Genomic DNA, 18,040 nt, shown 5'->3' on the forward strand with positions numbered 1-18,040 from the left:
TCAGCTGCCAAGGGTATCGTTATCCGGGCGCTGCGCACACCAGCCACAGGCAAAGGGCTGGCCTATTTTTGCCAGGCGTTGCGCCGGATCCATCACCCAGCCCCGGGATTGCCAGGGCGGCTGGTGGCGCAGGTGCTGCGTATGGCCGCAGGACAGCGCGGCGACCCAGTGGCCATCTGCATCCTGGTGAAATCCGACGACCGTCGGGTCACCGGATCGACTCCGTCTGTCCGGGTTGTGTTCGCTTTCGGGCAAATCCTTGTTTAGACTTGTCCGTTCTTCATTCTTATGCAAAAGGTCTCGCCCCATGCCGATCGCCGCCAACAAGGCTGTCTCCATTGACTATACCCTGACCAACGACGCTGGTGAGGTCATCGACAGCTCCGCCGGCGGCGCGCCGCTGGTCTACCTGCAAGGCGCAGGTAACATCATCCCTGGCCTGGAAAAGGCCCTGGAAGGCAAAGAGGTTGGTGATGAACTGACCGTTGCCGTAGAACCTGAAGATGCCTACGGCGAGTACTCGGCCGAACTGGTCAGCACCCTGAGCCGCAGCATGTTCGAAGGCGTCGACGAACTGGAAGTGGGCATGCAGTTCCACGCCTCCGCTCCGGACGGCCAGATGCAGATCGTGACCATCCGCGACCTGGACGGCGATGACGTGACCGTCGACGGCAACCACCCGCTGGCAGGCCAGCGCCTGAACTTCCAGGTCAAGATCGTTGCCATCCGCGACGCTTCCCAGGAAGAAGTGGCTCACGGCCACGTACACGGCGAAGGTGGTCACCACCATTGATTGACGGGCCACGTCCAGTCAGTTGAAAAGAGAGGCGCCTTCGGGCGCCTTTTTTGATTGGCGGCTATTCTTGCCGACTTGGCGGCTGTAATCTCGAATGGCCGTTACACAGAATATGGGAAACCTGGAGTTCTTCATGAGTGCTTTCCACGACCTTAAACTCAAAGCCCTGGATGGTCAGGAGCTGCCTCTGGCGCCCTACAAGGGGCAAGTCGTGCTGGTGGTCAATGTCGCCTCCAAATGTGGGCTGACTCCACAATATGCCGCGCTGGAAAACCTCTACCAGCAATACAAGGGCCAGGGTTTCACCGTGCTGGGCCTGCCGTGCAATCAGTTCGCAGGCCAGGAGCCTGGGACCGAAGAAGAGATCCAGGAGTTCTGCAGCCTCAACTATGGCGTGAGCTTTCCCCTGGGCAGCAAGCTTTCGGTGAACGGCCCTGATCGCCATCAGTTGTACCGCCTGCTGGCGGGTGAGGGGGCAGAGTTCCCGGGGGATATCACCTGGAACTTCGAGAAATTTTTGCTGGGCAAGGATGGGCGAGTATTGGCGCGGTTTTCTCCGCGTACCGCGCCTGATGATCCGAGCGTGGTCCAGGCCATCGAAAAAGCCCTGGCCTGACCTGCTGTAGGCGCCGGCTTGCCGGCGACCCGCAGTAACGGCCATCGCCGGCAAGCCGGCTCCTACGGTGTTTTATGTGGCTCACGGCTTTTACCCCTTAATCACCGCAATCAATAGTGCTATCCGGCACTGCCCGCGTTCCATATTATCCGCATCATAAAATCCCTCTCGTGCGGAGTGCTCCCATGCCTGTCCAAGCCTTGTTCAAACCTTTCCAGCTCGGTGCGCTGCAATTGCCGTCCCGTGTGGTCATGGCGCCGATGACCCGTTCGTTTTCCCCGGGTGGCGTACCCAATTCCAAAGTGATCGAGTACTACCGCCGTCGCGCGGCGGCCGGCGTAGGTTTGATCATCACGGAGGGCACAGTGGTGGGCCACCAGGCTTCCAACGGTTATCCGAACGTGCCGCATTTCTACGGTGAAGCGGCATTGGCCGGCTGGAAGAAAGTGGTCGATGCGGTGCATGCCGAAGGCGGCAAGATCGTCCCGCAGTTGTGGCATGTCGGTAGCGTGCGGCGCATTGGCACCGAGCCGGATGCCAGCGTCCCGGCCTATGGCCCGATGGAAAAACTCAAGGATGGCAACGTGCTGGTCCATGGCATGACGGTCGAGGATATCAAGGAGGTGATTGCCGCCTTCGCCCAGGCCGCCAAGGATGCCCAGGCCATCGGCATGGACGGCGTGGAAATCCACGGCGCACACGGTTACCTGGTCGATCAGTTCTTCTGGGAAGGCAGCAACCAGCGTACGGACGAATACGGTGGCAGCCTGGCCAACCGTTCGCGCTTTGCCATTGAGTTGATCCAGGCCGTGCGGGCCGCCACAGGTCCTGGATTTCCGATCATTTTCCGTTTCTCCCAATGGAAGCAGCAGGATTACACCGCGCGCCTGGTGCAAACCCCCGAGGCGTTGGGTGAGTTTCTCAAGCCGTTGTCTGACGCGGGCGTGGATATTTTCCACTGCTCCACGCGGCGTTTCTGGGAGCCTGAGTTTGAGGGGGCCGAGCTGAACCTGGCGGGTTGGACCCGTAAGCTCACCGGCAAGCCGACCATCACCGTGGGCAGTGTCGGCCTGGATGGCGAGTTCCTGCAGTTCATGGTCAACACCGACAAAATCGCACAGCCGGCAAGCCTGGAAAAACTGCTGGAGCGCTTGAATAACGACGAGTTCGACCTGGTGGCCGTGGGGCGTGCGCTGCTGGTCGATCCGGATTGGGCGCTGAAAGTGCGTGAAGGGCGTGAGGGCGATATCTTGCCGTTCAGCCGTGAGGCGTTGACTACCCTGGTTTAAGGGGGGAATTGACGGGCTCTATCGCGGGCAAGCCCGCTCCCACATTGGAATGCAAGCAACCTGTGGGAGCGGGCTTGCCCGCGATAGGGCTCGTCAGGTCAGCTTCGAGCTGCCCGTCTCCAGCAAGTCCTCGCCACACGCCCCGCGCAGTTGATGTTCAAACCGCTCAATAATCGCCGGCCAGCCCTGGCGACTGGCATGCTGGCGCGCATTCAGGCGCACGCGGCGTAAACTCTCCGGCTCTTCCAGCAACCAACTGGCGGCATCGCAGAACGCATCCTCATCCCCCGGCATCGCCACGGCACCGCTGTAGCCGTGGCGGATATGCTGGGTGGCGGCCGCCTGGTCGTAGGCCACCACACCCAGGCCCGATGCCATGGCTTCCAGGACCACGTTGCCAAAGGTCTCGGTGAGGCTGGGGAATAGAAACAAATCCCCGGACGCATAGTGCCGGGCCAGCTCCTCGCCGCGTTGCGTGCCGCAGAACGCTGCTGCCGGGAGGGTCTTCGCCAGGGCTTCGCGCTGCGGCCCGTCGCCGACCACGATCAGCTTCAAGCGACGCTGTGGATAAGTCGCCTGCAACGCCTCGAAGCAACGTTTGAGCAAACCGAGGTTTTTTTCCGGTGCCAGGCGTCCGACATGCAGGACGGCAATATCTTCATTACCCAGGCCCCATTGCTCACGCAAGCCATTGTCACGCCTGGCCGGGTGGAACAATTGGCTGTCGACGCCGCGTGACAGTAGGTCCAGGCGCTCGAAGTGGCGGCGCTCCAGCTCCAGGCGCTGGCTGACGCTGGGCACCAGGGTCAGGGTGGAGCGGTTGTGGAACCAGCGCAGGTAATGGGTCAGGAAGCGGCTGAGCATGCCCAGGCCGTATTGGCTGGAATACTGCTGGAAGTTGGTATGGAAACCGCTGACCACGCTGATCCCCAGGCGCCGTGCCGCACGCAAGGCGGACAAGCCCAGCGGGCCCTCGGTGGCAATGTACAGCACGTCCGGGCGCTGGCGTTTCCAGCGCCGCAGCAGCTTGTGCATCGAGGACTGGCCCCATTGCAGGCCGGGATAGCCCGGCAAAGGCCAGCCGCGACACAGCAGCAGGCCGTCGTCACTGATGCGACTCAAGTCGCCACCCTGGCGCGGGCGCACCAACTCCACCTGATGCCCACGCGCGCGCAGGCCATCACACAGGCGGCCAAGGGTGTTGGCCACGCCGTTGATTTCCGGTGGGAAGGTTTCGGTAATCAGGGTGATGTTCAGGAAGGCTGTCGTCATGCAGCCAGTGTCGGCGCGGGCCATGTCGCCATTGTGTCATCGCAATGACGGATTTATGACGACAGGGCCCGGCATTGGCTTAGTTGAACGGCGTAGGACGCGGGGTCTTGGCCGAGGACGGCGGCAGGATCGGCAGCTTGAAGTCCGGCTGGTCGCCGGTCAGGGTGTCGAGGAACGCGACAATCTGGCTGACCTCATCGGTGCTCAACTTGCGGCCCAATTGCAGGCGGGCCATGACGTCCACCGCTTCGCTCAGGTTCCAATAGGCACCGTCGTGGAAGTAGGGGTAGGTCAGGGCGACGTTACGCAAGGTTGGCACCTTGAACATCATCCGGTCCTGATCCTTGCCGGTCAGGCCGGCCACGCCCTGGGCCGGGTTCTTGGTGGCGTAGGGTTCGACCATGCCCATTTTCTGGAAGGTGCTGCCACCGACCGCCTCGCCGTTGTGGCAGGCCACGCAGCCGATGTTCTTGAACAGCTGGTAGCCCTGGGCAGCCGTGGCGCTGATGGCTTTTTTGTCGCCCAGCAGCCAGCGGTCGAATGGGGCGTTGGGGGTGACCAGGGTTTCTTCGAAGGCCGCGATGGCGTTGGTCACATCGTCGAACTTGATGCCGTCATCGCCATACACTTTCTTGAACGCGGCCTGGTACTGGGGGATCGAGCGCAGCACGTCCACCGCCAGGTCATGGGTAAAGCCCATCTCACCGGGGTTGGCGATCGGGCCGCCGGCCTGCTCCTGCAGGGTCGCCGCGCGTCCGTCCCAGAACTGCGCGACGCTCATGCTCGAGTTGAGCACCGTCGGTGAGTTGATCGGCCCCTGGTGCCAGTTGTGCCCGATGGAGGTGGGCAGATTGTCGCTGCCGCCCATGCTCAGGTTGTGGCACGAGTTGCAGGAAATGAAGCCGGACTTGGACAAGCGTGGGTCGAAGAACAATTGCTTGCCCAGTTCGACCTTGTCGGCATCGGTGATCTTCGCCGGTTGTACCGGCAATATGGGCTCATTGGCGGCGGCGGCCCCCCAGGCCTCACCGCCCAACATCAATCCGAACATCAGCATCAACGGTCTGTACATGGTGCGCTCCCCACAGGCTTATAGTTTTAATAACCATGTGCTCTGTATGGGCAAATCGCCATGATCCAGGTCAATCGAACAGCCTAGGGATTTTTCGCCAGCATCGTTTCGGCGCCTTGCTCACGCACCCAGAACAACGTCGCCCCGGCCACCGCTGCTGGCATCATCAGCAGGTTGACTACCGGCACCAGCAGCACCAGGTAGACGATCCCGCCAAAGCTCATGCTCTGCCAGCGCTTCTGGCGCAGCCAGTCGAGCATTTCGTTCCAGCCCAGCTTGTGGTTGTCGGCCGGGTAGTCGATGTATTGGATCGCCATCATCCACACCCCGAACAGCAGCCACAGCGGTGCGGCAATCAGGTTGACCACCGGGATGAACGACAGGATAAACAGGCCGATGGCCCGGGGCAGGAAGTAGCCCAGTTTGCGCATTTCCCGGGCCAGGGTGCGCGGGACCATGGCAAACAGCTCGGCCCAGCTGAAGGCGGGGAAGTCATCGGTGCCGCGCACCACCACTTCGACTTTTTCCGCGAGGAAACCGTTGAAGGGTGCGGCGATGATATTGGCGAGCATGGTGAAGCTGAAAAACACCATAAACGCCACCAGCAGCACGAACAGCGGCCACAGGATGTAGCTGAGGAAACTCAGCCAACTGGGCAGCGTCGGCATCAAGGTGTCGACCCACAGGCTGAACTGATGGCCAGCAAAATAGATCAATCCGACGAACAGTATCAGGTTGATCGCCAGGGGCAGCAGGACGAACAGGCGCAGGCCTGGGCTCAAGACCAGTTTCAGGCCTTCACGCAGGTATTGTGGGCCTGACAGAACGGGGGCGGGCATGGATAACTCCGGGCAAAAGGGCGAACGCGCCGACCTTACCGGCTTTGCCGATACGGTGAAAGCACGGTCAGCAAGCCGACATTAACGGTAACAAACATGTTGATTAATAGGTGCCACGGAATAGAGACCGCCTATGAGCTGGATTGTTAATCCGTATTTCCTTAATCTTGCCCCCCTCTATACGCTGCACCCATTATTTTCAGGGCCTGCGAGTTCAAGCCTTCCCCAAGTGCTTCGCGGTCCTTTTTTATTCCAGCCGCCCTGTAGTCCGGGCGGTCGATAGGAGTGAGTCATGTCTGATACCCGTCATTCGCGAGTGATTATTCTCGGTTCCGGCCCTGCCGGTTACAGCGCTGCGGTCTACGCGGCCCGGGCCAACCTCAAGCCGTTGCTGATCACCGGCATGCAGGCGGGTGGTCAGTTGACCACCACCACTGAAGTCGACAACTGGCCGGGCGACGTCCACGGCCTGACCGGCCCGGTGTTGATGGAGCGCATGAAAGAACACGCCGAGCGTTTCGAGACCGAAATCGTCTTCGACCATATCAATGCCGTGGATTTCTCGAAAAAGCCCTACAGCCTGACCGGCGACAGCGGCGTCTACACCTGTGACGCGCTGATCATCGCCACTGGCGCCAGCGCCCGCTACCTGGGCCTGCCATCGGAAGAAGCGTTCATGGGCAAGGGCGTTTCCGCCTGCGCGACCTGCGACGGTTTCTTCTACCGCAACAAGCCGGTGGCTGTGGTCGGTGGTGGTAACACCGCAGTGGAAGAGGCGCTGTACCTGGCCAACATCGCCAGCACCGTGACCCTGGTTCACCGCCGCGAAACTTTCCGCGCCGAGAAGATCCTGATCGACAAGCTGCACGCGCGGGTTGCCGAAGGCAAGATCATCCTCAAGCTCAACGCCACCCTGGATGAAGTCCTGGGCGACAACATGGGCGTGACCGGTGCGCGCTTGAAAAACAACGACGGCAGCTTCGACGAGCTGAAAGTCGACGGCGTGTTCATCGCCATCGGCCACACCCCGAACACCTCCCTGTTCGAAGGCAAGCTGACCGCCAAAGATGGTTACCTGGTGGTGCAGGGCGGCCGTGAAGGCAATGCCACTGCAACCAACATCGAAGGTATCTTTGCCGCTGGCGACGTGGCTGACCATGTCTACCGCCAGGCCATCACCTCGGCCGGCGCCGGTTGCATGGCGGCCCTGGATGCCGAGCGTTACCTCGACGGCTTGAAAGACGCTTCTTTCTAAACCGTTGCCATAAAAAAACCGGCCAAAAGGCCGGTTTTTTTGTGTGTAACTGGACGAACAGCGCAATCTCAATTTGGCAATCCAATCAATGTGGGCGCTGGCTTGCCTGCGATGGCGGTGTGACAGCCACCACCGCCATCGCGGGCAAGCCCGGCTCCCACATTGACCGGGTTTGCAAGCTGGATCAGCGGCGGGTCAAAGGCGGCTGGACAAACTTCACTCCCGCCAACCCATGCTCGATCAGCGCGCGGATATTGGCGTGATCTGTGCCCTCAGGTGTCGCCAGCACCGAACGATAATGCTCGCCAAACGCCAGCAAGGCCTGCTGGTCGCTCAACCCTTCCAGCAGCGCCAGGCCCAGGGTCTTGCACGAGCCTTCGTTCTGCCCGGCGGCGTTTTCTACGCTGCCATTGGTGAAGGCTTGTGGCTGGTAGTCGTAGCCGGCGGCGATAAAGGCCAGGGTGTCGGCAAAGAGGTGTTCGCCGCTGTCGAGGCGGGTGCGCAGGGTGTTCAGGTCAGTCATGGGGTTTTCCTTTGGCAAACGCCGCTTGTTGTTCGGCGCTAGCTTCTTGCTGGTATTGGGCTTTCCACTCGGCGTACGGCATGCCGTACACCACTTCGCGGGCGTCATCGAGGCTGACCTCGATCTGGCGTTCGTCAGCCTCGGCTTTGTACCACTTGGACAGGCAGTTGCGGCAGAAACCGGCGAGGTTCATCAGGTCGATGTTCTGCACATCCTTGCGGCTGTCCAGGTGCGCTACCAGCCGGCGGAAGGCGGCGGCTTCGAGTTCCAGGCGTTGTTGGTCGGTCATGGGATTCACACAGATTCAGGGGGGTTAACGGCTGGCTGCCAGGGTGATCGACACCGACTCGGCAAAGCGCAGCGCATGGGGCTTGTCGACTTCGACTTCGGCGTACAGCACCGACTCGTTGCTCATCACCAGGTCCAGCAACTCCTGGGTCAGGCGTTCGAGCAGGGCGAAGCGGTTGCCTTCGACGTGGGCGATGATGGCCTTGGTGATGGTGCGGTAGTTCAAGGCGTGGTCGATATCGTTGTCGCGCACGGCGTCTTGTGCGGCATACAGGATGGTCAGGTTGATCAACACATCCTGCTTGTTGAGGATCTCTTCCTCGTTGATGCCAATAAAGGTACGCAGACACAGGTCCTTGACCCGGATGCGCGCCATACCTGGTTGAAGTTGTGGCATTGCTACTTGCTCCGTCCAATCAGTTGCAGGAACCCCAGGCCGCTGGTGTTCGGGTTTACTTGACATGCCGCCCGCCATTGACGGTCAGGGTGGTGCCGGTCACATAAGGGTTGTCCAGCAGGTAACGCACGCTCTGGTAAATCACCTCGGGCCCGGGTTCGATACCCAGTGCCGACTTGGCCAGGACCTTGGCACGATAAGCTGCGTCGTCGCCGTCGTTGAACATCACCATCGCTGGCGCGATGCCATTGACCTTGATCCGGGGCGCGTATTGGGCGGCGAAGGACAGGGTCAGGCTGTCGAGCCCGGCCTTGGTGGCACAGTAGGCAATATGCTGGCGGCTGCCCTTGCGGGTCACGTCGTCGCTGATGTGCACAATGTCGGCCGGCGTCGAGCGCCGCAACAACTCAGCACAATGCAGGTTGATCAGGTACGGCGCAAGCATGTGCACGCTGAACATATCGATAAAGGCGTTGGCCTCGTCACCGGGTGTTTCTGGGGCCCAGGTCGAGGCATTGTGGATGATCGCCCGCAGGCTGTCGGTATGGGTCTTGAGTTCGCTGATGAACGCCAGGATACCGGCCTCGGACGAGAAGTCGGCAAACACGCCAATCGCCCCGCGCTCGCGCAGGGCCTGCACGCCTGGACGTTCACTGCGATAGCTGAAGATCACCGGTTGCTGTGCGTCCAGCAGGCGCTGGGCGCAATGCAGGCCGACACGTTGGCCGGCGCCGGTAATCAGGATCGGGGCGGAAGAGGTCATGGGAGGCTCGGGTCGCGGGCAAGCTAAAACTATACCAGCGACCGGCCTGTTGCGGATCGGCTCAAACGGCCGCTTCGGCAGGTTTTACCCGCGGCGGGGCAGGATTGAGCCAGCCCGCCAGCAAATGGGTCGACAGCGGAATGAACAGATAGACCATCAACGGCGTCAGGGCCAGGGTGCTGACCAGCACGCGGCTGAACATGCCCAACTCGGCGAGCAACGGCTCAAGGCCAAAGTTGAACAGCAGTGAAACCGGGAAAAACGCCAGCCAGATCGCCACGGCCTGTTTCCAGCGCGGCGGACGCTGGCCCACGGCACCAAACCAGCCCTCCATGCCGCTGACCCGATGCTCCATGGGGTTGGCGAACAATTCGCTGCCACGGCCCAGCCAGGCGCTGCGCGAGGCCGAGAACTCCCAGGCATGCAGGGTCTGCTCGTCGGCGAAGCGGAAGATGATCTGGAATTCGCCGCCATCGGCAGGCGGGGCAAGTACGCCTGAACCCAGGTAGCCGGGGAAGTCCGTGGCCAATTGCTCGCCTTCGCGCAGCCAGCTCATCATGTCTTGATAACGGCCTTGGGCAGCACGGCGTGCAACCATCAAGGTGACGGGTTGGGTAGACATTGTGTATCTCCGAATGTGTGGGCGCGTTGCACCGGGTAGGTGGCGTCCCAGGCGAAGCCGCAGGGTAGGGTGGCGACGCAAAAAAACAGGCAAGGATTATTCCTGATTTGACGAAATACGCCAGCGGCATTGGACGGCTGGGCAGATCCCTTGAAAAAGACAGGTATAAAAGCGTTAAATGGGATCCAACTACGTGCCAATCTTCGGTCCTTTGATGTCTGTAATCACAGCTCCATCCCCCGGTCTTGAGCAAGGTGCCCTACGCACTGGCGATGAGTTGTTCCCGATTCGTGAAGTCTCAAGATTGACAGGTATCAATCCGGTCACCCTGCGCGCGTGGGAGCGCCGTTATGGGTTGATCCAGCCGGTGCGCACCGAAAGTGGGCATCGCCTGTACACGCAGAAGGACATCGAGACCGTTCATCGCATTCTGGATTGGATCGAGCGTGGTGTGGCGGTCAGCAAAGTCGGCAAGATTCTCGCTCGGGACGATGGGCAATCGTCATCACTGCACCACCTGCAGGAAGGCAGCGACCATCATGAATGGGCCCAGTGGCAGCAGCAGATGCAAACTGCCATCGGTGCGTTTGATGAGCTGCAGCTGGAGCGCCTGTACGGCCAGGTCTTTGCTGCGTACCCCGCTGCGGTGGTGTTCCAGGACATCCTGATGCCCCTTTGGCACCAGTTATTGCGCCATCAGGGACGTTTCGGCCAAGCCAGCGAATGGCTGTTTTTCGACAGCTTCCTGCGTGCGCGGATCTCCCAGCGCCTGCAACTGGCCCGCGCTGGCCGCACGCCGCAGGTATTGCTGGCGGCGATTGCCGGTGAGTGCCGCGAACTGGAACTGCTGGTGGCCGGGCTCATGCTCGGTGGTGATGAACGGGTGGTGCATGTGCTGAGCGTCGGCCAGCCCCTGGATGAGTTGACGCTGATCTGCGAGAAGATCCGCCCGCAGGCCCTGGTGCTGTTCTCCAATCGCGCGCCAACCCACGAACTACCCAAGCGCCTGGGGCGCCTGGCCTTGACCCTGGACTGTCCGCTGCTGCTGGCCGGTGATGCCTCGGACATGGCCCAGCAGCAACTGGCCGGTAGCGTTATCGGTTGCCTGGGCAGTGAAGGAAGGTTGATGCAGCGGCGCTTGCAGCAGTTTATCAGTGGAACCCTGGATACCTGAGATCAGGCATGCACTTCAGGGTGGGCCAGGCGATGCTGTTGCAGGATGAACTGGCGCAGGCGCTCGGTTTCATCCAGATCGCCCTGGTTCAAGCGGTAGGCAAACAGCCCGCGCGCGGTCTCGCGTTCCAGGGTGCCACGCACCGCAATTCGCTCGTAGCCAGAGGGGCTGAACCACATCGAGAACGTCCTGGGTGGTTTGCTACGGCCCCGGGACTGCACCAGCAGGCCCTTGAACGACACTTCATGCACCCACAGTGAACCAGGCTGGCCCCTGACATTCTCCAGGGCCACCGGCTCTTCGAGCACCAGGCGCCACGGCCGGATCATCGGCCCGTCTTCGAAAATGCTCGGCACCCCAAGGCGCAAGTGCAGCGCATGGAACTCGTCTTCCACCAGTTGCAGAGGAAAGGTCATTTGCTGGTTATCGAACTGCGCCTGGATCGTCACCTGCTCATGGGCCGCGAGGCGTGTGAGCAGATCGCGGATCTGCGCGCCGCCATTGACCGTCAGGCTCGACGACACATCCCGCACATTCAGTTGTGGGTTGTGGTGCATGTTCTGGATGAAGTCCAGTTCGTCCTGCGTCAAAAGCGCGTCGCGTTGCATTGATGTGGCTCAAGGAAATGCGTGATTAAACGGATTATCACCCTAAAGACCGTATTTTCTAAAGTTTGTTAGATCCGCTCGTCGCCCGGAGCGCGGCCAACTCGGCTGTAAGCTGCGCCACCTGGGCTTCCAGCTGGGCAACACGCTGCTGGGCCTTGACCTGAACCGTGACGTCTTTCTGCACGCCGACGAAGTAAGTCTGCCCATCCGCCTGGTTATAAACCGTCGATAATGACAGCTCATTCCAGAAGTGCGTGCCGTCCTTGCGGTAATTGCGCAGGATTTCCCGGCAGGCTCCGCCACTGTCCAGGGCTTCGCGAATGGCCATCAGCGCTGGCTGGTCACGGTCGCCTGACTGCAGGAAGCGGCAATCCTGATAAAGGATGTCGTCCAGGTTATAGCCGGTCATGCGTTCGAAGGCCGGGTTCACGTAAATCAGCGGCTTGTCCTTGCCTTCCCGTTCCGCCACGACAATCCCGTCGTTGGAAGCATTGACCACCATCTGCATCAGCTTAGCGTTGATCATTGAACGATCCATAGCGTGTTTGTGGATTTCTTAGTGTAGGGCAACCGAGCCGGCTGCCAGCTGTTAATATCCCAGGTTTTCACTCAACTACAGGATCAGATTGATGAAAGTCGCCATCCTTTCCGGCTCGGTCTATGGCACGGCAGAAGAAGTTGCCCGCCACGCCATGGGTATCCTCAACGCAGCCGGTTTCCAGGCCTGGCATAACCCGCGGGCGACCCTGGCCGACGTGCAGGCCTTCGCCCCGGACGCCTTTCTGGCCGTCACTTCCACCACCGGCATGGGCGAACTGCCGGACAACCTGATGCCGCTGTATTCGACGATCCGCGACCAACTGCCCGCCGCCTGGCGCGGTTTGCCAGGTGCGGTGATCGGCCTGGGCGACGCCAGCTACGGCGACACCTTCTGTGGCGGCGGCGAGCAGATGCGCGAGCTGTTTGGCGAGTTGGGCGTGCGTGAAGTGCTGCCGATGCTGCGCCTGGATGCCAGCGAAAGCGTCACCCCGGAAGCGGATGCCGAGCCTTGGCTGGCGGAGCTGGTCACGGCACTGCGCGGCTGATCGGGTACTCGCGCAAAAGCGCGAGCCAGGCCTGGGCGGCTTTCGACAGATAGGCGCCTTTGCGCCAGATAAAGGCGATGTCCCAGCGTAGGAAATCGGGCGCCCTGAGTGTCAGGCGCACCACACCGGGGCGCTCCAGGCCGCGCGCGACCACACTGGGCAGCAGCACTACGCCCTGGCCTGCGGCCACCAGGGCGACGAGAAAATCCGCCTGGCCGCTGCGCCCACTTTCCCGTGGCGTGAAGCCCAGTTGCTGGCAGGCCTGGAGCAGCCGGTCATTGAGCACAAAGCTGCGCTGGTACATCAAGAACGGCGTGTCGGCCAATTCCTCCAGGCCAATCTGGGCCCGCTGTGCCAACGGGTGGTCCACGGGCAGCAGCGCATCCAGCGGCTCATCGCAGAAGGCTTGCCAGGCAAACGCCGGATCGGTGGGCAACAGGCTGCCGCCGACGTCCAACTCACCCGCGAGAATGGCCTGCTCAATATTGCGGCTGCCGCCTTCAAGTAATTGGATGCTGACATTGGGGTAGCGCCGGCGATATTCGGCAAACAGCCCGGCAAACAGCATATCGCCCCCCAGTTGCGGCAGGCCCATGCGCAACTCGCCACGGGTCATTTGATTCAGGTCGTCCAGCTCACTCACCAGCTCGGTCTGCAAGCGCAACATGGCTTCGGCCCGTTGCAGCACCACCTGCCCGGCGGCGGTCAGGCGCACGTGCGAACCGATGCGGTCGAGCAGGGGGGTACCGAGGCTCTGTTCCAGTTGCGCCACTTGCTTGCTCACGGCGGACTGGCTGATATGCAGGGTTTTCCCGGCCTGGGTAAAACCGCCACGGTGCACCACTTCGATAAAACTGCGCAGCTGTTTGAATTCCATTGCACCAATTCCAGTTTGGAATGGCTTGCAGTCTAACAATTCGCTTTGGGGATGCCAGAGGGCTCTTTAAAATGAGGGCCTGCGAGGAACCCATGTCGACTAAACGTTTCACCTTCAAACACCTGGGCCGGCTGCTGGTTGAGCTGCTGGTATTGCTGGCGATCTACCTGCTGGGCTGCCAACTGGCCGTATGGCTGGCCTGGCCGATCCCCGGCGGAGTGATTGGCCTGGGCCTGCTGTTGCTGGTGTTCGCCAGCGGCCTGATCAAGCCGGCGGCCCTGCAATTGGGCGCTGGCATGCTGATGGCAGAAATGCTGTTGTTTTTTATCCCGGCGCTGATGAGCCTGCTCGATTACGGTGGCCTGCTGCGCCATGACGGCTGGCGGATCATGCTGGTGATCGCCCTCAGTACCCTGATGGTGATGCTGGTCACGGCGTTTACCGTCGAACTGGTCTGCCGCTGGAAGCTGCGCCATGAAGCTTGAACTGATGCCGCTGTTCTGGCTGGCCCTGACCCTGCTGGCCTATGGTTTCAGCCGCTGGATCTACCGGCGCACCGGGCGCTACCTGCTGTCACCGCTGATTTTGGTGCCCGCGCTGCTACTGGCGGTGGCCGTACCGCTGAACACCGCCTATGCCGAGTACGCCACCGACACCCATTGGCTGATGCTGGTACTGGGCCCGGTCACGGTGGCATTCGCCATCCCGATCTGGCAGCAGCGCCAATTGTTGATGCGGCACTGGTCGGCGTTGCTCCTGGGGATGCTGGCCGGCAGCGCCGCGTCCATTGGCACCTCCTTTGGCTTGGCCAAGGCGCTGGCCCTGGACAGCGCGGTGACGATGTCGTTGGTGCCACGCTCGATCACCACCCCCTTTGCCATGCCCCTGGCCCACGATCTGGGCGGCGTACCGGAGCTAACGGCGGTGTTTGTGATGTTCACCGGTGTGTTCGGCGCCATGCTCGGCGGGGTCCTGCTCAAGTGGCTGCCGCTGCGCAGTGCCTTGGCGCGGGGCGCGTTGTTTGGGGTGGGCGCCCACGGAGCGGGCGTCAGCCGTGCCCACGAAGTGGGCGGCGAAGAAGGCTCGGTGGCCGGGCTGGTGATGGTCCTGACGGGCTTGCTCAACCTGTTTGCCGCACCTTTACTGGCGTCGCTTCTCTGACACCACATTGTACGAATCCGAACTATCCTCACGGTTGACTCGCTCGGTCATCAAGCTGGCTGCCAACGCAACTACGGCAGGCCTGTGGTCTGACTAGACTGGCCCTTCAGCCCAAAAATAATAAGAACACCACAGCGTCAGCGTCGAGGTCCTTGCCGTGAGCCTAGCCCCCGTTCCATCGACACAGAGTGTAAAAGACCAGGTCAGCGCCGCCGAATGGCAGGCACGGATCGACCTGGCCGCCTGCTATCGCCTGGTGGCCATGCATGGCTGGGATGATCTGATTTTCACCCATATCTCGGCCAAGGTGCCGGGCACCGAAGACTTCCTGATCAACCCGTTCGGGCTGATGTTCCACGAAATCACCGCCTCCAGCCTGGTCAAGGTCGACCAGGCCGGCAACAAGCTGATGGACAGCCCCTACGAGATCAACCCGGCCGGCTATACCATCCACAGCGCGGTACACGAAGTACGCCACGACGTGGTCTGCGTGCTGCACACCCACACGGCGGCGGGCGTGGCCGTATCGGCGCAGAAGCAGGGCGTGCTGCCCATCAGCCAGCAATCGCTGTTCGTGCTCTCGAGCCTGGCCTATCACGCCTACGAAGGGGTGGCGCTGAACCACGAGGAAAAGGCCCGCTTGCAAGCCGACCTGGGGCCGAGCAATTTTTTGATGCTGCACAACCATGGCCTGCTGACCTGCGGCGCGACCATTGCCGATACCTTCCTGATGATGTTCACCTTCCAGCGCGCCTGCGATATCCAGGTGCTGGCGCAAAACGGCGGGGCCGAATTGATCGCCATCGAGCCGCAGATTCTGGCGGGGGCCAAGGCGATGATTGCCGGTGTGACCAAGAGCGCCCAAGGCATGGGCGGCGCGCTGGCCTGGCCGGCGCTGCTGCGCAAGCTTGATCAACAAGACCCTGGATACCGACTCTGATGCCACTGGCCGAGATCCCCCTGAGCGCCTGGCGCAAGCGCGGGCAGAGTTTTGTCTTTCGCGGGCAGACCATCCGTTACTGGGTGGCCGGGCAGGGCGAGCCCTTGCTGCTGATCCACGGTTTCCCCAGCGCCAGTTGGGACTGGCATTACCTCTGGCAGCCGCTGGCCCAGCGCAACCTGGTGATTGCCTGCGACATGCTCGGCTTTGGCGACTCGGCCAAGCCCCTGGACCACACCTATTGCCTGCTGGAACAGGCCGACCTGCAACAGGCGCTGCTGGCCCATCTGCGGATTCAACAGCCGGTGCATGTCATGGCCCATGACTACGGCGACAGCGTGGCCCAGGAACTGCTCGCCCGGCACTATGAGGGGCGGTTCCAGCTGGCCAGTTGTGTGTTTCTCAATGGTGGGCTGTTCCCCGAGACCCACCGCGCGGCGCTGGTGCAAAAACTGTTGCTCAGCCCGTTGGGTTGGATGATCGGCCGCGCATTCGGGCGCAATGCCCTGGCCGACAGCTTCAAGCAGATCTTCGGCCCCGACACCCGCCCCAGCGAAAGTGCCCTGGATGACTTCTGGAGCCTGATCGAAAACAACGATGGCCCACGGATCCTGCACAAACTCATCGCCTACATCCCCCAGCGCCGCCGTCAACGCGAGCGCTGGGTGGCGGCGATGCAGCGCGGCGAAGTGCCGTTGCGGGTGATCGATGGCGAAGTCGACCCGATCTCCGGCGCGCATATGGTCGCGCGCTACCGCGAGCTGATACCGGATGCCGACACGGTGTTACTGGCCAACATCGGCCACTACCCGCAGATTGAAGCGCCGGTGCAGGTGCTCAAGCATTACCTGGCGTTTCGCGAGGGTATCGAGGCCAGCAAAGACTCGCTATGGGAACTGGCTTGTGTGGGAGCTGGCTTGCCTGCGATGGGTACACCTCGGTAAATCAGTTGTATTGCGGTGATGCAATCGCAGGCAAGCCAGCTCCCACACAAGCCAGCTCCTATACGAGCCGATCATCCCCGTGCCTTATTGCGCACCATTCACCCCCGCCCGTATTTATTGTGACCACAAGCCCCGTGCCTGACACTCAACCCATCGTCCACTGTCTTCGCTGGAGTTCCCTATGAGTGAGTCTGTGCAGTTCCAAGATAAAGTCGTGATCGTCACCGGTGCCGGGGGTGGCTTGGGGCGTGCCCATGCGCTGCTGTTCGCCAGGCACGGGGCCAAGGTGCTGGTCAACGACCTTGGCGGCTCGACTCAGGGCGAAGGCGCCAACGCTTCGGCGGCCGACCGTGTGGTGGCCGAGATCCGTGAGGCCGGCGGGATTGCCGAGGCCAACCACGATTCGGTGACCGACGGCGAAAAGATCGTGCAACACGCCCTCGAGGTGTTTGGCCGCATCGACGTGGTGGTGAACAACGCCGGGATCCTGCGTGACAAAACCTTCCACAAAATGGAGGACAGCGACTGGGACCTGGTGTACCGCGTGCATGTCGAAGGTGCCTACAAAGTCACCCGCGCCGCCTGGCCGCATCTGCGCGAGCAAGGCTACGGCCGGGTGATTTTCACCGCCTCCACGTCGGGCATCTACGGCAACTTCGGCCAGTCCAACTACGGCATGGCCAAGCTCGGCCTGTATGGCCTGACCCGCACCCTGGCGCTGGAGGGGCGCAAGCACAACATCCTGGTCAATGCCATCGCACCTACCGGCGGCACGCGCATGACCGAAGGCCTGATCCCGCCGCAGGTGTTCGAAAGGCTCAAGCCTGAACTGGTCAGCCCGCTGGTGGTGTACCTGGGCAGCGAGGCGTGCCAGGAAACTTCTGGGCTGTTTGAAGTGGGCGGCGGCTGGATCGGCAAGACCCGCTGGGAACGCAGCCTGGGCGTCGGGTTTGACCCCGAGGCGGGCTTCTCGCCAGAGGATGTGGCGGCGCACTGGCAGCAGATCTGCGACTTTGAAGGGGCGGCCCATCCCAAGGACAACATTGAAGCCTTGAAAGAGATGATGGACAACCTGCAGAAATACAGCCTGTGATCGTTACCTGAAAAACAGTAAATCCTGCGGGGCGCTTATGGCGCCCCGCTTTGTTTCAGGCATAAAAAAGGCCGCTGCATAAGCAGCGGCCGAAGTAAGACGTTGGATCAAGGAGCTACAAATCAACGTCAGTGAACACCGGTAACAGACTGAAAATACGCTTCAATCCGTCAAAAATTGGCTTTCGTGAAGCAGGCGGTTCGCCTTGAAAGCCCGGTAAGAATAGTCCGTTGTAACAGAATGAAAAACACTGATTCAGGACAAGGACTGTTACCAAAACAACAACAGTGGCGCGCCTGACGGGCGGGGTATCCATTCTCTTGATGGCGCTCCATCCACTGCGTCGATAGCCCCGCCAATACCCACGCTAGAGCCTGCGTTAATCCTTTGGAGCGACACAACGAATACCTCCTTGGTGCGCTTATC

Annotated in this window: 23 protein-coding genes; 11 read left to right on the forward strand and 12 right to left on the reverse strand. The window is 61.3% G+C overall.

Features of this window, described 5'->3' with window-relative positions; translation table 11 throughout:
- Positions 1-339, reverse strand: a complete 339-nt coding sequence (locus ACO77H_RS04430) for a DUF3565 domain-containing protein (RefSeq protein ID WP_169954883.1) — start codon at positions 337-339, stop codon at positions 1-3.
- Between ACO77H_RS04430 and ACO77H_RS04435 the strand changes: the two genes are divergently transcribed.
- From ACO77H_RS04435 to ACO77H_RS04445, 3 genes are all read left to right on the forward strand, one after another.
- The gene (locus tag ACO77H_RS04435; RefSeq protein WP_017476012.1) at positions 308-793 is read left to right on the forward strand and encodes an FKBP-type peptidyl-prolyl cis-trans isomerase; all 486 of its coding nucleotides are present in this window, start codon (positions 308-310) and stop codon (positions 791-793) included. The two genes, ACO77H_RS04430 and ACO77H_RS04435, sit on opposite strands and share 32 nt — an antisense overlap.
- Positions 794-929: 136 nt before the next feature.
- Positions 930-1,412, forward strand: coding sequence for a glutathione peroxidase (locus tag ACO77H_RS04440; RefSeq protein WP_169954884.1), 483 nt, complete (start codon positions 930-932; stop codon positions 1,410-1,412).
- Between the two features lie 185 nt (positions 1,413-1,597).
- Positions 1,598-2,701, forward strand: a complete 1,104-nt coding sequence (locus ACO77H_RS04445; RefSeq protein WP_170043025.1) for an NADH:flavin oxidoreductase — start codon at positions 1,598-1,600, stop codon at positions 2,699-2,701.
- 93 nt (positions 2,702-2,794) lie between these two features.
- Here ACO77H_RS04445 and ACO77H_RS04450 read toward each other — a convergent pair whose 3' ends face one another.
- The 3 genes from ACO77H_RS04450 to cysZ form a co-directional block, all read right to left on the reverse strand.
- Positions 2,795-3,997, reverse strand: coding sequence for a glycosyltransferase family 4 protein (locus tag ACO77H_RS04450; protein ID WP_169954886.1), 1,203 nt, complete (start codon positions 3,995-3,997; stop codon positions 2,795-2,797).
- A 55-nt stretch (positions 3,998-4,052) separates the two neighbouring features.
- Positions 4,053-5,045 (reverse strand): cytochrome-c peroxidase, encoded by a 993-nt coding sequence (locus ACO77H_RS04455; RefSeq protein WP_170058568.1) that lies wholly within the window; start codon positions 5,043-5,045, stop codon positions 4,053-4,055.
- Positions 5,046-5,128: 83 nt separating this feature from the next.
- Complete coding sequence (gene cysZ / locus ACO77H_RS04460) at positions 5,129-5,884, reverse strand: sulfate transporter CysZ (RefSeq protein ID WP_432755055.1); 756 nt, start codon at positions 5,882-5,884, stop codon at positions 5,129-5,131.
- A gap of 292 nt (positions 5,885-6,176) precedes the next feature.
- On the opposite strand from cysZ, the gene trxB reads away from it, so the two are divergent.
- A complete protein-coding gene (gene trxB / locus ACO77H_RS04465; protein WP_169954889.1) occupies positions 6,177-7,139 on the forward strand; it encodes a thioredoxin-disulfide reductase in 963 nt (320 codons plus the stop codon).
- A 184-nt stretch (positions 7,140-7,323) separates the two neighbouring features.
- Here the strand turns inward: trxB and ACO77H_RS04470 are convergent, their stop codons facing one another.
- The 5 genes from ACO77H_RS04470 to ACO77H_RS04490 all read right to left on the reverse strand — a co-directional run bounded on the left by ACO77H_RS04470 (position 7,324) and on the right by ACO77H_RS04490 (position 9,732).
- Positions 7,324-7,662, reverse strand: a complete 339-nt coding sequence (locus ACO77H_RS04470) for a HopJ type III effector protein (RefSeq protein WP_170058567.1) — start codon at positions 7,660-7,662, stop codon at positions 7,324-7,326.
- A complete protein-coding gene (locus tag ACO77H_RS04475) occupies positions 7,655-7,951 on the reverse strand; it encodes a DUF1244 domain-containing protein (RefSeq protein WP_057437796.1) in 297 nt (98 codons plus the stop codon). The genes ACO77H_RS04470 and ACO77H_RS04475 overlap by 8 nt, the downstream gene beginning before the upstream one ends.
- A gap of 24 nt (positions 7,952-7,975) precedes the next feature.
- Entirely contained in the window at positions 7,976-8,347 is a 372-nt protein-coding gene (gene folX, locus ACO77H_RS04480) for a dihydroneopterin triphosphate 2'-epimerase (protein WP_057437798.1), read from the reverse strand.
- Between the two features lie 55 nt (positions 8,348-8,402).
- On the reverse strand, positions 8,403-9,110 hold the full coding sequence (gene folM, locus ACO77H_RS04485; RefSeq protein ID WP_432755056.1) for a dihydromonapterin reductase: 708 nt from the start codon (positions 9,108-9,110) through the stop codon (positions 8,403-8,405).
- 61 nt (positions 9,111-9,171) lie between these two features.
- Positions 9,172-9,732 (reverse strand): antibiotic biosynthesis monooxygenase, encoded by a 561-nt coding sequence (locus ACO77H_RS04490; protein WP_169954892.1) that lies wholly within the window; start codon positions 9,730-9,732, stop codon positions 9,172-9,174.
- 214 nt (positions 9,733-9,946) lie between these two features.
- On the opposite strand from ACO77H_RS04490, the gene ACO77H_RS04495 reads away from it, so the two are divergent.
- Positions 9,947-10,906: a MerR family transcriptional regulator gene (locus ACO77H_RS04495; RefSeq protein ID WP_432755057.1), complete on the forward strand. Its 960-nt coding sequence runs from the start codon at positions 9,947-9,949 to the stop codon at positions 10,904-10,906.
- 2 nt (positions 10,907-10,908) lie between these two features.
- Here ACO77H_RS04495 and ACO77H_RS04500 read toward each other — a convergent pair whose 3' ends face one another.
- The gene (locus ACO77H_RS04500; protein WP_432755058.1) at positions 10,909-11,514 is read right to left on the reverse strand and encodes a hypothetical protein; all 606 of its coding nucleotides are present in this window, start codon (positions 11,512-11,514) and stop codon (positions 10,909-10,911) included.
- 58 nt (positions 11,515-11,572) lie between these two features.
- Positions 11,573-12,040 (reverse strand): PAS domain-containing protein, encoded by a 468-nt coding sequence (locus tag ACO77H_RS04505; RefSeq protein ID WP_169954895.1) that lies wholly within the window; start codon positions 12,038-12,040, stop codon positions 11,573-11,575.
- A 103-nt stretch (positions 12,041-12,143) separates the two neighbouring features.
- On the opposite strand from ACO77H_RS04505, the gene ACO77H_RS04510 reads away from it, so the two are divergent.
- Positions 12,144-12,599, forward strand: coding sequence for a flavodoxin (locus ACO77H_RS04510; protein WP_169954896.1), 456 nt, complete (start codon positions 12,144-12,146; stop codon positions 12,597-12,599).
- On the opposite strand, the gene ACO77H_RS04515 is transcribed toward ACO77H_RS04510, so the two are convergent.
- Positions 12,580-13,476 carry a LysR family transcriptional regulator gene (locus ACO77H_RS04515; RefSeq protein WP_170058565.1) on the reverse strand — a complete coding sequence of 299 codons (897 nt, stop codon included), beginning with the start codon at positions 13,474-13,476 and terminating at the stop codon, positions 12,580-12,582. The genes ACO77H_RS04510 and ACO77H_RS04515 overlap by 20 nt on opposite strands.
- Before the next feature lie 92 nt (positions 13,477-13,568).
- Between ACO77H_RS04515 and ACO77H_RS04520 the strand changes: the two genes are divergently transcribed.
- The 5 genes from ACO77H_RS04520 (at position 13,569) to ACO77H_RS04540 (ending at position 17,614) form a co-directional block, all read left to right on the forward strand.
- Positions 13,569-13,961, forward strand: a complete 393-nt coding sequence (locus ACO77H_RS04520) for a CidA/LrgA family protein (RefSeq protein ID WP_169954898.1) — start codon at positions 13,569-13,571, stop codon at positions 13,959-13,961.
- Positions 13,951-14,637 (forward strand): LrgB family protein, encoded by a 687-nt coding sequence (locus ACO77H_RS04525; RefSeq protein WP_169954899.1) that lies wholly within the window; start codon positions 13,951-13,953, stop codon positions 14,635-14,637. The genes ACO77H_RS04520 and ACO77H_RS04525 overlap by 11 nt, the downstream gene beginning before the upstream one ends.
- A 157-nt stretch (positions 14,638-14,794) precedes the next feature.
- On the forward strand, positions 14,795-15,577 hold the full coding sequence (locus tag ACO77H_RS04530; RefSeq protein ID WP_170058564.1) for a class II aldolase/adducin family protein: 783 nt from the start codon (positions 14,795-14,797) through the stop codon (positions 15,575-15,577).
- Complete coding sequence (locus ACO77H_RS04535; protein WP_172313448.1) at positions 15,577-16,521, forward strand: alpha/beta fold hydrolase; 945 nt, start codon at positions 15,577-15,579, stop codon at positions 16,519-16,521. The genes ACO77H_RS04530 and ACO77H_RS04535 overlap by 1 nt, the downstream gene beginning before the upstream one ends.
- 181 nt (positions 16,522-16,702) lie before the next feature.
- A complete protein-coding gene (locus ACO77H_RS04540; protein ID WP_169954902.1) occupies positions 16,703-17,614 on the forward strand; it encodes an SDR family oxidoreductase in 912 nt (303 codons plus the stop codon).
- Positions 17,615-18,040 lie beyond the last annotated feature (426 nt).

Source organism: Pseudomonas sp. WMBT8 (genome assembly GCF_050916005.1).
Lineage (GTDB): Bacteria > Pseudomonadota > Gammaproteobacteria > Pseudomonadales > Pseudomonadaceae > Aquipseudomonas.

Coding starts and splice junctions, on each gene's coding strand:
- ACO77H_RS04435 (WP_017476012.1), top strand. CDS start 308: ATGCCGATCGCCGCCAACAAGGCTGTCTCCATTGACTATACCCTGACC.
- ACO77H_RS04430 (WP_169954883.1), bottom strand. CDS start 339: ATGGAGACAGCCTTGTTGGCGGCGATCGGCATGGGGCGAGACCTTTTG.
- ACO77H_RS04440 (WP_169954884.1), top strand. CDS start 930: ATGAGTGCTTTCCACGACCTTAAACTCAAAGCCCTGGATGGTCAGGAG.
- ACO77H_RS04445 (WP_170043025.1), top strand. CDS start 1,598: ATGCCTGTCCAAGCCTTGTTCAAACCTTTCCAGCTCGGTGCGCTGCAA.
- ACO77H_RS04450 (WP_169954886.1), bottom strand. CDS start 3,997: ATGGCCCGCGCCGACACTGGCTGCATGACGACAGCCTTCCTGAACATC.
- ACO77H_RS04455 (WP_170058568.1), bottom strand. CDS start 5,045: ATGTACAGACCGTTGATGCTGATGTTCGGATTGATGTTGGGCGGTGAG.
- cysZ (WP_432755055.1), bottom strand. CDS start 5,884: ATGCCCGCCCCCGTTCTGTCAGGCCCACAATACCTGCGTGAAGGCCTG.
- trxB (WP_169954889.1), top strand. CDS start 6,177: ATGTCTGATACCCGTCATTCGCGAGTGATTATTCTCGGTTCCGGCCCT.
- ACO77H_RS04470 (WP_170058567.1), bottom strand. CDS start 7,662: ATGACTGACCTGAACACCCTGCGCACCCGCCTCGACAGCGGCGAACAC.
- ACO77H_RS04475 (WP_057437796.1), bottom strand. CDS start 7,951: ATGACCGACCAACAACGCCTGGAACTCGAAGCCGCCGCCTTCCGCCGG.
- folX (WP_057437798.1), bottom strand. CDS start 8,347: ATGCCACAACTTCAACCAGGTATGGCGCGCATCCGGGTCAAGGACCTG.
- folM (WP_432755056.1), bottom strand. CDS start 9,110: ATGACCTCTTCCGCCCCGATCCTGATTACCGGCGCCGGCCAACGTGTC.
- ACO77H_RS04490 (WP_169954892.1), bottom strand. CDS start 9,732: ATGTCTACCCAACCCGTCACCTTGATGGTTGCACGCCGTGCTGCCCAA.
- ACO77H_RS04495 (WP_432755057.1), top strand. CDS start 9,947: ATGTCTGTAATCACAGCTCCATCCCCCGGTCTTGAGCAAGGTGCCCTA.
- ACO77H_RS04500 (WP_432755058.1), bottom strand. CDS start 11,514: ATGCAACGCGACGCGCTTTTGACGCAGGACGAACTGGACTTCATCCAG.
- ACO77H_RS04505 (WP_169954895.1), bottom strand. CDS start 12,040: ATGATCAACGCTAAGCTGATGCAGATGGTGGTCAATGCTTCCAACGAC.
- ACO77H_RS04510 (WP_169954896.1), top strand. CDS start 12,144: ATGAAAGTCGCCATCCTTTCCGGCTCGGTCTATGGCACGGCAGAAGAA.
- ACO77H_RS04515 (WP_170058565.1), bottom strand. CDS start 13,476: ATGGAATTCAAACAGCTGCGCAGTTTTATCGAAGTGGTGCACCGTGGC.
- ACO77H_RS04520 (WP_169954898.1), top strand. CDS start 13,569: ATGTCGACTAAACGTTTCACCTTCAAACACCTGGGCCGGCTGCTGGTT.
- ACO77H_RS04525 (WP_169954899.1), top strand. CDS start 13,951: ATGAAGCTTGAACTGATGCCGCTGTTCTGGCTGGCCCTGACCCTGCTG.
- ACO77H_RS04535 (WP_172313448.1), top strand. CDS start 15,577: ATGCCACTGGCCGAGATCCCCCTGAGCGCCTGGCGCAAGCGCGGGCAG.
- ACO77H_RS04540 (WP_169954902.1), top strand. CDS start 16,703: ATGAGTGAGTCTGTGCAGTTCCAAGATAAAGTCGTGATCGTCACCGGT.